The sequence below is a fragment of the Citrobacter sp. wls711 genome, from assembly GCF_005281055.1.
Lineage (GTDB): Bacteria > Pseudomonadota > Gammaproteobacteria > Enterobacterales > Enterobacteriaceae > Citrobacter > Citrobacter gillenii.
In genome coordinates this window covers 78,120-91,615 of record NZ_SZXC01000073.1, presented here as the reverse complement: position 1 = coordinate 91,615, position 13,496 = coordinate 78,120, and the positions used below count along the sequence as shown (strand labels likewise).

Annotated in this window: 13 protein-coding genes; 3 read left to right on the top strand and 10 right to left on the bottom strand. The window is 55.1% G+C overall.

The window, feature by feature from the left end; genetic code table 11:
• Positions 1-18 precede the first annotated feature (18 nt).
• The 4 genes from fdhE to fdnG are packed head-to-tail and all read right to left on the bottom strand — an operon-like array spanning position 19 to position 5,542.
• Entirely contained in the window at positions 19-948 is a 930-nt protein-coding gene (gene fdhE / locus FDW98_RS21220) for a formate dehydrogenase accessory protein FdhE (RefSeq protein WP_096758859.1), read from the bottom strand.
• Complete coding sequence (gene fdoI, locus FDW98_RS21215; protein WP_096758858.1) at positions 945-1,580, bottom strand: formate dehydrogenase cytochrome b556 subunit; 636 nt, start codon at positions 1,578-1,580, stop codon at positions 945-947. Before fdoI ends, fdhE begins: the two co-directional genes overlap by 4 nt.
• Entirely contained in the window at positions 1,577-2,479 is a 903-nt protein-coding gene (gene fdoH / locus FDW98_RS21210) for a formate dehydrogenase O subunit beta (protein WP_096758857.1), read from the bottom strand. Before fdoH ends, fdoI begins: the two co-directional genes overlap by 4 nt.
• 12 nt (positions 2,480-2,491) lie before the next feature.
• Positions 2,492-5,542: a formate dehydrogenase-N subunit alpha gene (gene fdnG / locus FDW98_RS21205; RefSeq protein WP_117343643.1), complete on the bottom strand. Its 3,051-nt coding sequence runs from the start codon at positions 5,540-5,542 to the stop codon at positions 2,492-2,494.
• A gap of 194 nt (positions 5,543-5,736) precedes the next feature.
• On the opposite strand from fdnG, the gene fdhD reads away from it, so the two are divergent.
• Both fdhD and FDW98_RS21195 read left to right on the top strand, forming a co-directional pair.
• Complete coding sequence (gene fdhD, locus FDW98_RS21200; protein WP_096758855.1) at positions 5,737-6,573, top strand: formate dehydrogenase accessory sulfurtransferase FdhD; 837 nt, start codon at positions 5,737-5,739, stop codon at positions 6,571-6,573.
• 128 nt (positions 6,574-6,701) lie between these two features.
• Complete coding sequence (locus tag FDW98_RS21195; protein ID WP_096758854.1) at positions 6,702-6,914, top strand: YdgH/BhsA/McbA-like domain containing protein; 213 nt, start codon at positions 6,702-6,704, stop codon at positions 6,912-6,914.
• Between the two features lie 56 nt (positions 6,915-6,970).
• Here the strand turns inward: FDW98_RS21195 and FDW98_RS21190 are convergent, their stop codons facing one another.
• The 6 genes from FDW98_RS21190 to FDW98_RS21165 all read right to left on the bottom strand — a co-directional run bounded on the left by FDW98_RS21190 (position 6,971) and on the right by FDW98_RS21165 (position 12,796).
• Positions 6,971-8,716, bottom strand: a complete 1,746-nt coding sequence (locus tag FDW98_RS21190) for a putative frv operon regulatory protein (protein ID WP_096758853.1) — start codon at positions 8,714-8,716, stop codon at positions 6,971-6,973.
• Positions 8,716-9,786, bottom strand: a complete 1,071-nt coding sequence (locus FDW98_RS21185) for an aminopeptidase (RefSeq protein ID WP_096758852.1) — start codon at positions 9,784-9,786, stop codon at positions 8,716-8,718. Before FDW98_RS21185 ends, FDW98_RS21190 begins: the two co-directional genes overlap by 1 nt.
• Positions 9,776-11,221, bottom strand: a complete 1,446-nt coding sequence (locus FDW98_RS21180) for a PTS fructose-like transporter subunit IIBC (protein WP_096758851.1) — start codon at positions 11,219-11,221, stop codon at positions 9,776-9,778. The genes FDW98_RS21185 and FDW98_RS21180 overlap by 11 nt, the downstream gene beginning before the upstream one ends.
• Positions 11,222-11,231: 10 nt before the next feature.
• The gene (locus FDW98_RS21175; protein ID WP_096758850.1) at positions 11,232-11,678 is read right to left on the bottom strand and encodes a PTS fructose transporter subunit IIA; all 447 of its coding nucleotides are present in this window, start codon (positions 11,676-11,678) and stop codon (positions 11,232-11,234) included.
• 138 nt (positions 11,679-11,816) lie between these two features.
• Positions 11,817-12,137 (bottom strand): AzlD domain-containing protein, encoded by a 321-nt coding sequence (locus FDW98_RS21170; protein ID WP_137398953.1) that lies wholly within the window; start codon positions 12,135-12,137, stop codon positions 11,817-11,819.
• Entirely contained in the window at positions 12,137-12,796 is a 660-nt protein-coding gene (locus tag FDW98_RS21165) for an AzlC family ABC transporter permease (protein ID WP_096758848.1), read from the bottom strand. Before FDW98_RS21165 ends, FDW98_RS21170 begins: the two co-directional genes overlap by 1 nt.
• Before the next feature lie 101 nt (positions 12,797-12,897).
• On the opposite strand from FDW98_RS21165, the gene FDW98_RS21160 reads away from it, so the two are divergent.
• Positions 12,898-13,446 carry a helix-turn-helix domain-containing protein gene (locus FDW98_RS21160; protein WP_096758847.1) on the top strand — a complete coding sequence of 183 codons (549 nt, stop codon included), beginning with the start codon at positions 12,898-12,900 and terminating at the stop codon, positions 13,444-13,446.
• Positions 13,447-13,496: the final 50 nt, after the last annotated feature.

Sequence of the window (13,496 nt, the reverse complement as noted above, 5' to 3'; positions counted from 1 at the left end):
GCCCGACGTGACGTAGACTTACTCCCCTTCACCCGGGAACAGGAACGGGTTGATGGAGCTGCGGGCAAAGCCCTCTTGCTCCATGTGCGCGTCCAGCATCAGTGAGGCGAGGTCGTCGGCAACGGCTTCGACGTTTGGATCTTTTTCCTGATACAGAATCTTCAGGTAAGTCCCACAGTCGCCGCAGCTTTCAGCTTTAATCGCAGACTGCTCGTTATCCAGTGACCAGTAGTTTAAATCACGGCTTTGCTCGCAGTTGCTGCACTTCACGCGCACCACGTGCCACTCGGTTTCACACAGGTTGCAGTGCAGATAGCGCAGCCCCTGAGTGGTACCAATTTGCACCATGCTGGAGACCGGCATTGAACCGCACACTGGGCAGAACTGGCGTTGTTCACCGTATTCCGCACGGGCTTTACCGGGGATCAGGCTTGCCATTTGTGCCCAGTAGAGCGACAGCGCGGCCCAGATGAACGGCGCTTTATCACTGCTGACGGACGCAAAATCAGAAGCAAACAGCGCGCTGGCCATCAGTTCCAGCTCTTGCTCTGAGGCCTTTTCCAGATTTTCGATCACCGCTAATGCAGGGCCGCTCATTTCTGGTTTCAGCTCAGCAATTAACGATTGCAGCAGTTTTTGCCAGTGCTTATCGCGTGGCAGAACGTGGATATCCAGCGGCGGTTTACCCTGATCGTTCGCTTCTTTGATGCGCGCGGTCAGGTCCATCTGCAGCGGATGGTCGTACAGCACCACTTCCTGCGCATGAGCGATCAGCGCAGCAAAGCGCAGATAATCACCCAACGGGTTGTTTTCGGCCAGCTCGCGCAGACGCTCAGCACGGCGGTTATACAAATTTTTGAGTCTGGGGAACAATAACGGCGGAATCATATCCGCCGTGCGTTTCTCGCTCGAACCCAGCTCATCTTGCGGGATTATGCGAATACTCATTCAGATGACTTTTCCTGTTTCTGGCGGACTTCACGGTACCAGCGTGGGTGATGTTTCTTCGCCCATGAGCTGGTGACCCATCCTTCCACCATCGCGGTAATGGTGCCTTTCACCCAAAGGGCGGCGTAAATGTGCACCATGATAACCACAATTAACGCTACTGCGGCAAATGAATGCAGCATTAACGCGAATCGGATCACCGGGATTGAGAAAGCAGGCGCAAAATACGGGCGCCAGATGATCACTCCGCTCACCAGCAACAGGACCAGGAAGATAATCGCCGCCCAGAATACGCATTTCTGGCCGAAGTTATAACGTCCCGTGTCACCTACTTCCTCGTTGACGACGATCTTACGAATATTCTTCGCCCAAAAGATATCATCCCGATTGATTAGATTGTGGTGCCAGTAACGGAAAAACATGATGATAAACGAGGCAAACATAATCACGCCGACAAACGGGTGCAGAATTCGCGCCAGCTGCGGGGTGCCCATGATTTGCATCAGCCAGTTGAAGGATGGGAAGAAAAAGCCCAGCCCGCTTATCGCCGCCAACATGAAGCAGAAGGCGGTGACCCAGTGGTTGATGCGTTCCGGCGCTGTATAGCGCACGATGGTGTCACGTCGTTTCATTTGCGCACCTCGTCTTTTTCTTCATGCAGATTGTCTTCTTCCTCTTCCGCACGGTTCGGACCTACGCCGACGTAGTGGAAGATGCTGGCCGCAAATGTCGCTGCAAAGCCGACCGCTGCGAGGGGTTTCCAGATACCTTTCCAGAACTTCACGGTGGCGCTGATTTCCGGGTTCTCCGGCAGGCCATGGTACAGATTCGGCTTGTCGGCATGATGCAATACGTACATGACGTGCGTACCGCCAACGCCTATCGGATCGTACAGTCCGGCGTTATCGTAACCACGGGTTTTCAGCTCTGCCACGCGCTCGCCTGCCAGCGTTTTCATCGACTCTTTGGTGCCGAAATGAATCGCGCCGGTTGGGCAGGTTTTCACGCAGGCCGGTTCTTGTCCTACCACAACACGGTCAACGCACAGCGTACATTTATAGACGCGATTGTCTTCCGGGTTGAGGCGCGGCACGTCGAACGGACAGCCTGCAATGCAGTAGCCGCAGCCAATGCACTGCTCGGACTGGAAGTCGACAATGCCGTTGGCATACTGAATGATTGCCCCTTCCGCCGGACACGCCTTCAGGCAGCCCGGATCGGCACAGTGCATGCAGCCATCCTTGCGGATCAGCCACTCCAGTTTGTCGTCTTGTTCCACTTCCGAGAAGCGCATCACCGTCCAGGATTTGGCGGTCAAATCGGCGGGGTTGTCGTACACCCCAACGTTGCTGCCGATTTCATCGCGGATATCGTTCCACTCTGAGCAGGCCACCTGACAGGCTTTACAACCGATGCAGGTGGTGACGTCGATGAGCTTGGCCACTTCTTCCTGGTGATCCCGCGCCTGAGGCGCGGGGGTGAAACCGTTAGTGGCGGATCGACGAATGATGTTTTGCGATTGATAAGCCATAGGTCGTCTCCGTTACACCTTTTCCACGTTCACGAGGAAGGACTTAAATTCCGGCGTCTGCGTGTTCGCATCACCGACGAATGGCGTTAACGTGTTAGCGATAAAGCCTTTTTTCGCCACACCTTCGTAGCCCCAGTGGATCGGAATACCGATGGTGTCGATATCCTGACCGTTGGCCTTCAGCGTGCGAATACGTTTGGTCACCACCGCTTTGGCTTTGATGTAGCCGCGGTTAGAAGAGACCTTAACGGTATCGCCGTGAGAGATGCCGAGCTTGTTCGCCAGCTTCTCGCCAATTTCCACAAACTGTTCCGGCTGAGCGATGGCGTTTAGCAGCGCGTGCTTGGTCCAGTAGTGGAAGTGCTCGGTCAGACGGTAGGTCGTCCCGACGTACGGGAACTTATCCGCTTTGCCCAGTGCTTCTTCATCGCCTTTAAAGATACGAGCAGCCGGGTTAGAGATAACGTTCGGGTGCAGCGGGTTGGTGCCCAGCGGCGTTTCAAACGGCTCGTAGTGTTCCGGGAACGGCCCTTCCGCCATCTTATCGATAGCAAACAGGCGTCCCATCCCTTCGGGCTGCATGATAAACGGCCCGACGTTGCTGCCCGGTGCGGCGGCGCTGTAGTCCGGAATATCCATCCCGCTCCATTTCGCCCCATCCCATTTCAGGATCTGACGTTTTGGATCCCACGGATTCCCCTGCGGGTCAGCGGAGGCGCGGTTATACAGAATACGGCGGTTGAGCGGCCATGCCCATGCCCAGCCCAGCGTATTGCCCAGGCCCGATGGGTCGGCGTTATCACGACGCGCCATCTGGTTGCCTTCCGGCGTCCAGCTACCGGCGAATATCCAGCAGCCGCTGGAGGTGGTGCCGTCGTCGCGCAGTTGGGCAAACGAGCTAAGCTGTTGGCCTTTCTTGACGATTACCGCGCCGGTTGCCGGGTCGGTAATATCGGCCAGGGCTTTACCATTGCTCTCCATCGCCACTTCTTCCGAAGCGGGTTCATGCGGCGTGGAGTAGTTCCAGGTCATGCTCAGCACCTGTTCCGGGTTTGCTCCCCCCTGTTCGGCGTACATCTTGCGCATGCGCAGGAAGATACCGGCGAGGATTTCACCGTCGGTGGCGGCAATCCCTGGGGCATCCGCGCCTTTCCAGTGCCACTGCAGCCAGCGTCCGGAGTTAACGATTGAGCCGTTTTCTTCGGCGAAGCAGGTGGACGGCAGACGGAACACTTCGGTCTGGATTTTCGACGGATCCACATCGTTCGACTCACCGTGGTTTTGCCAGAAGGTGGACGTTTCGGTGTTGAGCGGGTCGATAGTCACCAGGAACTTCAGTTTTGACAGCGAAGCCACGACCTTGTTTTTGTTCGGGAACGAGGCGACCGGGTTGAAGCCCTGGCAGATGTAGCCATTCACTTTGCCCTGGTTCATCATCTCGAAGTACTGCAGTACGTCGTACCCTTTATCCCACTTCGGCAGCCAGTCGAAGCCCCAGCTATTTTCCGCTGTCGCTTTATCGCCAAAGAAGGCTTTCATCATTGAGACGAAGAATTTCGGGTAGTTGCCCCAGTAGTTTACCTGACCTTCCAGCAACGGTTTTGGCGTGTTGGCGGCGAGGTAGGTTTGCAGATCGGTTTGTTTTTCGCTTGGCAGCGTCATGTAACCAGGCAGGCTCTGCGACAGCAGGCCTAAGTCAGTCAGACCCTGAATATTAGAGTGGCCACGCAGGGCGTTAACGCCACCGCCTGCCATTCCCATATTACCGAGCAGCAGCTGGATCATCGCCATGGTGCGAATGTTCTGCGCGCCCACGGAGTGCTGCGTCCAGCCCAGCGCGTACAGGAACGACGCGGTTTTGTCTTTGGCGCTGGTTTCAGCGATGTATTCGCAGACTTTCAGGAAATCAGCCTTCGGCGTACCGCAAATGTTTTCGACAACATCCGGCGTGTAGCGGGAAACGTGCTGTTTCAGCAGATTCCACACGCAGCGCGGGTGTTGCAGCGTAACATCGCGTTTGGCGAAGCCTTTTTCATCCAGCTCGTAGTTCCAGCTGGTTTTATCGTACTTGCGTTTGTCCGCGTCATAGCCGGTGAACAGGCCATCTTCGAAGCCATAATCTTCACGCACAATCAGGCTGGCGTTGGTGTAGGCTTCGGTATATTCGCGGTTGAATTTTTCGTTATTCAGCAGGTACAGCAAGACGCCTGACAAGAAGGCAATGTCAGTACCGGAGCGAATAGGGGCATAGAAATCCGCCACCGCTGCGGTTCGCGTAAAGCGAGGATCGACCACAATCAGCTTCGCGCCGTTGTGAATTTTGGCTTCCATCGCCCAGCGGAATCCGACCGGGTGAGCTTCAGCGGCGTTACCGCCCATCACCACAACGAGGTTGGCATTTTTAATGTCGACCCAGTGGTTGGTCATCGCACCGCGACCAAATGTTGGAGCAAGACTTGCTACCGTTGGTCCGTGTCAGACGCGTGCCTGGTTGTCGACCGCGAGCATACCCAGCGCGCGGGAGAATTTTTGCGTTAAATAGCCGGTTTCATTACTGGAGGCGGAAGCACACAGCATCCCGGTGGAAAGCCAGCGGTTAACGGTGACGCCTTCGGCGTTCTGCGCAACGTAGTTAGCGTCGCGGTCTTCTTTCATCAGCTTCGCGATGCGGTCAAATGCCTCATCCCAGCTAATTTGTTGCCACTTATCGGAGCCTGGCGCACGGTATTCCGGGAATTTCAGCCGGCTTTCGGAGTGGATGAAATCCACCAGACCAGCCCCTTTCGGGCACAGTGCGCCACGGTTCACCGGATGGTCCGGATCGCCCTCGATATGGAAGATGGATGCTTTGGCGTTTTTCGCACCGTCACCGAGACTGTACATTAACAGTCCACAGCCAACGGAACAGTAAGTGCAGGTGTTACGGGTTTCGCGGGTACGCAGCAGTTTATATTGCCGTGTTTCCGCTAGCGCTACGCCGGGTGCAAAACCCAGTGCCGCTGCCGTGGTGCCTGCCATACCGCCAGCGCAGATCTTAAAGAACTGCCTTCTGCTGACCTGCATGGTTCGCTCCTTGTTTCGACATTGTCACGTTCCCTTCGCGTAGATGTATCGCGACCGCGAGGGAAGTGGTTGTTATTTTTCTTTGCGGACGGGACCGCAAAGGTCCAGAATTGGGTGAATTTCCCTCCGTCCAGGAGGGATTTGTAAAGAATACCACAATGTTGGTATGTGTGTTCCAATATGGTTAAAAGAAAGTGAATAAGATTATTCAAGAAAATATCGAAAATGTGACGACTTTGACGGGATCGCGCCAGTTGACCCTCTGGAAACGCGAGGATTTGCAACATCCTCAGCCGGATGTCGTCGCTGAAGAAGTGCCCGTTGCGCTGGTGTACAACGGGATTTCGCACGTGGTGATGATGGCGTCACCGAAAGATCTTGAGTACTTTGCGATGGGATTTTCACTTTCTGAAGGCATTATTGAGTCCCCGCAGGATATCTACGGCATGGAAGTAGTGCCTTCCTGTAACGGATTAGAAGTTCAGGTTGAACTGTCCAGCCGCCGTTTTATGGGCTTGAAAGAGCGCCGTCGTGCGCTGGCCGGTCGTACCGGTTGTGGCGTTTGCGGCGTGGAACAGCTCAATGACATTGGCAAGCCGGTTCAGCCTTTGACGTTTACCCAGACGTTTAACCTGGCGGACCTCGATCGCGCGTTAAAGCATTTGCACGACTTCCAGCCCGTGGGGCAACTGACGGGCTGTACGCACGCAGCGGCCTGGGTCCAGCCGTCGGGGGATCTGGCGGGAGGGCATGAAGATGTGGGCCGCCACGTGGCGCTGGATAAACTGCTCGGGCGGCGTGCAATTGAAGGCGAAACATGGCGGCAGGGAGCCGTTTTAGTCTCCAGTCGCGCCAGCTATGAGATGGTGCAAAAGTCGGCTATGTGCGGCGTGGAGATCCTGTTTGCTGTCTCTGCCGCGACGACGCTGGCCGTAGAAGTAGCCGAACGCTGTAACCTGACGCTGGTGGGTTTTTGCAAACCGGGCCGGGCAACGATTTATACGCATCCGCAGCGTTTAATCGCTGAATAATATATGTTCAATATATTTGAATAAGACTGGCAAATCCTTCCGCTTTTAGTTGTGCGATGTGAGAGCTATTATTTATCACATCAAGGCACGGTGCCTTACTCAAACAACTAAATTAAAGGGTTTACATCATGAAAAGCATCAAAACTTTTGTCGCAGTTATCGCTCTCGCCACCTCTTTCGGTTCTTTCGCTGCTCAGTCTGTTACCGCTACCGGGTCAACTCTGGAAAGCACTGAAGCGAAAATTGCGGCTCAGGCAGAACGTGCTGGTGCCAGCGATTATAAAATCACTCAGGCTTACACCGGTAACCGCGTGCACATGACGGCTGAACTGCTGAAATAAGATACCTTAATACTGTCGAAAGAGCGCCCTTGCGGCGCTTTTTTAGTTTTCTGCAGTTACTCTTTGAGCAGCGCAATAAACGCCTCATACCCCGCCAGTCCCGCAATAGTTTCCACCGGATGACGGCACAGTACGCTGGATAAATAGCTGAAGATTTTTAACTCATGGCGCGCGTCGGCGGCGGCACAAGCGATGAGTACATGGCTGACCGGCTCGTTATTGACCTGCACGGGATGAGCAAGGGTGATAAAAAATCCACGAAAGCGACGCTCTTGTTCGCTCCAGCAGTGGGGGATCGCCAGACGATTTACAATCAAGTTTTCACCTTCATGCTCCCGGGCGCAAATACGCTGTGCTTCATCCTCGGTGATATGGCTCTGTATCACCAGCTGCCCGCAGATTTTCCCGATAATTCCCTGCCAGGATTCGCCCGTCGCATTGGCATAATGGAAGCTGCCCTGCAGGGAAAAGAAACGCTCAGGTTGCTGGCGGATAAACGCCGTAGCGAGGAAGTTTTTAATCTGCTCGGTACCGGTTGCGGTGATAATATTTTTGATATTCAGAACGTTTTTTTCAGCATCATCAATCAGATAGTGGCTGTTGTTGATGATTAACAACGGGGTTATTTCCTCACAAATAGCGCTCACGTCATGCACGCTACGGGCGATGATCACCCGGCAATTCAGCACGTCCCGCTCAATCGCCTGCTGGTTAATGGTGGCGATGGCGTTTTGATCGGAGAGCAAAATAATCGGCTGGCGTTCGTTTTGATGCCGTTCCAGGGCGCAGGCAAAATAAAGCCCAATCAGATCGCTGTCGAACAGTGGAATATCCAACTGTTCGCGCAACCGGGCGATAAAACGCAGGCTCATGTCGAAGGCTGCGGGCCAGGCGGCCTTCAGATTGTTCATGCTGCCCTGACGATGTTCCGGGATCCACACCGGGGCCGCGACGCAGCGCAGGAGGTGACCGGTAATGTTTTCGACCAGCTGTTCGTCGATAATGCTCAGTGGGGCGACGCCGGGGAGCGATTTTAGCAGCGACACGACGCCCTGTTCGGAAATAGCAGCGGTATGCCGTTGCTGCATTTCCAGCAGCCCAACCAGCGTGCTGAACGCCTTGTCTCCCAGATAAATTCCCGCCTGTTCCACCGCATTATTAAGCGTACAATGCTGACACTCAGGCCAGGCAGCGGTGAGCTGGTTGCGCAGGGCATAAACGGCAAGCACTACGCTGGCGAGATACTCTCCAGCAACCAGTGCAAAAGCGTGCAGGCTTTCGCAGGCCTGCTGAAGTTGCTCGATGTTCTCGCGCGTCATGCCCGGCAGGGGAATCAACAGCGGATCTTTTTTCAGTAAATTCGCCAGCAGGATAATGCGCTTTTCTTCAGGCTCATCAATAAAGTGCCCGACGCCAGGGCGGCTCTGAATGTTGAAGGCACGCTCGTAGCGCTGCTTCAGACGAGGCAATCTGTCGGCGACCCAGGTCTCAGGTAAATTCAGCGTCGACGCGAGCTGCATGCGGGTCGTAAATGGGTTTAGCAATAATATCGCCAGCAACCGGTCATCATTATCATGACGTTGTAAAAGCTGGAAATAGCTGTGCCGGTCGATAATATCCAGCTGATAGCCTGCACTCCCTGCGGGGTGAATGCGGGCTTTACCGCTGAAGGTAAAGTTGAGGTAATCAATATCGCGCAGGATCGTGCGGCTCGACACGCCAGTTTGCCGCGCCAGCTCACCCAGCAAGCAGGGCTGCTGTTCAAGGAGGTCGACTATTCTCAACTGGCGTTCACTGAGCATTAGATCACCTGACGAAAATTGGTGAAGGCTTTGACCTTATCCGCCGTCAGCGTGCTCAGCAGTTCGCGGACCAGGGTGAACAAGGCGTCATAATCTGTTGCCGAAACCATGCCGCTGTTAGCGTGCAGATAGCGGGTCGCCAGGCATAGCGCCGCCACCGGGCGACCACCGCCCATCACGTTGTAGCGCCCGCCGTCTGTCGCCCCGGTTTTCATGGTGCAAAACTGCAATGGCGCACCGCTGCTTACGGCGCTCTCTTTTAACGCGGCGACCAACTGCTGGTTGGGGAAATAGCGCTTATCAAACAGCATCAGCCCTGGGCCAGCGCCGAGCTTCAGTGGATATTTAATACTGTCGATGCCGGGCACGTCGCCCGCAACCGCCGTGTCCAACACGATCACCACATCGGGCTTGATATGCTCTGCCGAGGTTTGCGCCCCGCGCAGCCCAACCTCTTCTTCCACGCTGCCAACGCCGTACAGGGTGATTTCCGGGTTATCCACCGCCTGTAAAAGCTCCGCCATCAGGGCGCAGCCGACGCGGTTATCCAGCGCTTTGCCGACAATTTTGTCTTCACCCCAGCGGGCAAAGTTCGCTTCCGGGCTGATGAAATCACCGATCGCAATACCGCGTTGTTCCACCTCTTCGCGGCTGCTTGCGCCAACATCAATAAACATTTCGTCAAACGACAGCGGCTGTTGCTTCTGCTTTTCCGTCAGGGCGTGTGGCGCCACGGAGCCGATGACGCCGGGTATTTTTATCCCCGCGCGGTTGCGAACGGTCACCCGATGATTGAGCATCGATTGACTCCACCACCCGCCAATGGTGGTGAAACGGATAAAACCGCTCTCATCGATATGCGTCACCATAAAGCCCACTTCATCCATATGCCCGACGATGGCGACTTTCGGTCCGTGATTGCCTTTGCGGGCGACAAAGCTGCCGAGGCCGTCAAAGGTGATTTCATCCACGCACGGTTCCAGCGTATTGATCAAAATCGAGCGAACTTCCTGTTCATCACCGCTGACGGCGCTGGCTTCGCATAACTGCTGTAGTAACTCAATGTTCATGGGCAAGCTCCTGCTGCGCGGCTTTACGTTTGAGCCACAATCCTTTCAGAATGATGATTAGAGAAATGTTTAGCGCCAGGCCTATCGCCAGCACCAGATAAAATGACCCTACCGGCGACATCAGACCGATCAGCGGGTCAAAGATACCTAAACCCGGTGCCAGGCGTTTGATTCCGAAGGCGATCACCAGCATACCGGTAATGCCGCCGGAGAGTGTATTGGCGGTAATCATCGGCAGTGGTGCGGCCAGCGCGTAAGGAATTGCGGGTTCAGTGGCGACGGTTGCGCCTACCACAATCGCGCTGCTGGCGGCGGCCTTCTCCTGTGACGTAAACAGTTTTGGTGCGATATAGGTGGCGATGCCTGCGGCGACGGGCGGCATCAGTGCCACTACGCCAACGATGGCATACCAGTCATAGATGTGTTTTTCCAGCAGTGAGAAGCAAAAGAACCACGCGGTTTTGTTGATGGGGCCGCCCATATCGAACGCCAGCATCGCACCAACGAGGAAGGCGGCGCCCATTTTCATTGAGGGTGGAATGGTGTTCAGGAAGTGCAGCAGGCCGCCCATGATGTCGGACATCACCGGGCCGACGACGTAGTACGTCAGCACGCCAAATACCAGCAGGGTGACGAACGGGATCAGCATCGAGCCGAGTAGCGGCTGAAGCGCTTTGCCAAGGCGCACTTTGCGAAACCACAGCACGAAGTAGCCAATTGCCAACCCCAGCACTACCGCGCCGAGAAATCCCGCGCCGGACTGCGTCCCCAGCAGACCTTTATCGTTCGCCAGATAGCACACCAGAAACGCCGGGGCGAACGCCGGTTTATCACCAATCGACCAGGCAATATACGCGCCCATTATCGGGATCATAAAGGTGAAGCCGAGATAGCCGATAGACTCGACAACCCAGGTAAACGACGGCGCACCTTTCGACATATCGGTATACGGTAAACCGAACTGCACCAGCATATTGGCGATGGCGACCAGAATACCACCGCCGATAACAAACGGCAGCGCAGCGGAAACCCCCGCCATCAAGTGGCTCATTACGCTGCCCTGCTGTACATCCTGCTTGCCCAGCTTGACGCCACTATCGGCGGCGAAAAGCTGTGAATGAGAGGGTAACTGGGTGAAAATCTGGTCGATGTTTTTCAGCGCCTGGGAAATAGCGATCTCATAGACCTTTTTTCCGGCAAAGCGCGCGCGATCATCAGCGCTTAACCCGCGTCCCGTCGCCAGAATCACGTAATCCGCAGCGGCAATCTCTTCATTGCTCAGCCGGTTTTCGACGCCGCTTGAGCCTTGAGTTTCAACTTTAATGGTATGGCCAAGCGAACGCGCTTTTTGCTCCAGTGCTTCCGCCACCATGTAAGTGTGGGCGATTCCCGCAGGGCAGTTGGTGATCGCCACTAAGCGTAAGGATATCTCCATAGCCGCTTCCTTATGAGGTTAAGGTCTGATTTAACAACGCCAGCACCTGGTCGACGTCGCCCTGTTTCAGCTGGTTGATAAAATCCTGATGGATAATTTTGCGACACAGGGTGCCGATGATTTTGACCTGGTCGTCTTCACCAGCCTGTGGCACGCCGAGACAGATCCAGCAGTTGACGTCTTCGCCATCGCTGGCTTTCCAGTCCACGTTGGCGGATTTACGTGCGAACAGGACGAAGGGTTGCTTCACGCAGGTACTTTTTCCGTGAGGAACGGCGATGCCCGAACCAAAGCCAGTGGAGTGCAATTTTTCGCGCAGCAGCAGCGTTTGTAAAAACTGATTACGGTCGCTGACGTAACCGTTATGAAAGGCCATATCCGCCAGCTGCTTGAGGATGGAATAAACGCTATTGCCCTGAATATTCAGGGCAATGCAGTTCGCTGTAAGGGCTGCCATGGTGAGACTCCGTTAAAACCTAATGAATATGATTTTAACGTCGAGATGGCGAAGAGATGAGCGGCAATATGTCAGTGTGCAGTGACATTTTGCCAGGTAAGCGCGAGTGAGCTTTGTGCACAAGGACACACTTTTAGTTTATATACCCGCCAGACGCAACAGCGCGGTGGCGACAGCGGCGGCGATGATTACCACGATTAATGGTGCTTTTCGCCAGGCAAGAAAAACCGCAAAACCAACGCCCAGCACCCGAGCCATACCAGCAAAGTGCTCACCTTCGTAAAAGGTGGTCGCCAGGGCGACGGAGAACAGTAATACCGTCGCGGCATCGGAAAGCAGCGCCTGCGAGCGCGTGGAAAATGCCAGACGGCTCCCCAACTTTGCTCCACCTAAACGCATCAAATAGGTTCCCAGAGAGAGTACGGCGATACCGACGATAAACAGCGTCATGTTGCCCATTATTTTTTCCTCGCCAGTAAGCCAAACAGTGAAAGCAGTACCGGCAGGCCCACCGGCGCAAACGGGACGGCGGCGAGCGACAGCGCAGCACCGCTGCAGGCGCGAACCAGCGTGGTACGGTTTTTAAATGCCGGGACCACTAAGGCCAGCAGAATGGCAGGGAAAACGGCATCCAGGCCGATGGTTTCTGGGGCGGGCAGTAGCTTGCCAACCATCGCCCCAAGCAGCGTGCCCAGCGGCCAGACAATGGCTACGCCCAGTCCGCACAGCCAGTAGGCGGCTTTGCGCTGCTCCGGCGTTTTTTGCGACAGGCCAAACACCACGCTTTCATCGTTCATGATATGGCAGCCGAGGAAACTGGCGGCCCGCGTGCCCACCAGATCGCGTACCGTCACGCCGAACGGAACGTGGCGGGCATTCACCAGCAACCCTGCTGCTGCAGCAGCCAGAGGATTACCGCCGCTGGCAACAATCCCGATAAACATAAACTCAGACGCACCCGCCAGCACTGTAATCGAGAGCACAAACGGCACCCACAGCGGGAAGCCGTAAGCCATCGCCAGCGAGCCGTATGACATGCCGACTACGCCGACAGCCAGACAGACTAAAAATATTGCTTTTATCGTGTCGCCTTTGAGACTGGAAAAATAATGTTTCATCCTGCTTTAGCCATATCGAACGAATTTCCATTATAATGAACGCAACGAGATTGCTTTACAAGTCGAACGATTCGTTCGATATAAAGAACATGGAGTCATGTATGACCCAACCCATCAGTATGATTGCGAAAAGCCTGGTGCGTGAACGTCAGCGTACCGGTCTGTCGCTGGCAGAAATCGCCCGCCGCGCGGGCATTGCAAAATCGACGCTCTCGCAGTTGGAGGCGGGTAATGGCAATCCTAGCCTGGAAACGCTGTGGTCGCTGTGTGTGGCGCTGGATATTCCCTTTGCGCGATTGCTGGAGCCTGTGGTGCAAAAAACGCAGGTGATACGCCGGGGTGAAGGGACCAAAGTGGTGGCGGAGCAGGCCCATTATCAGGCTATTTTACTGGCAGCCTGTCCACCGGGTGCACGGCGAGATATCTATCTGTTGTTGACGCAACCGGGTGCTGACCGCATCTCACACCCGCATCCGCCGGGGTCTGTTGAGCATATTATTGTGACGCAGGGGAAGGCACTGGTGGGACTGACTGAAGCGCCGGAAGAGTTAGGCGAAGGGGATTACATTTGTTATCCCGCGGACCAGGCACATATCTTTAAAGCGCTGGAACCGGATACCCAGGCGATTCTGGTTTCTGAGCAAAACTAACTGTTATGTTGCGTTGTGCCGGATGCGGCGCGTTAGCGCCTTATCCGGCC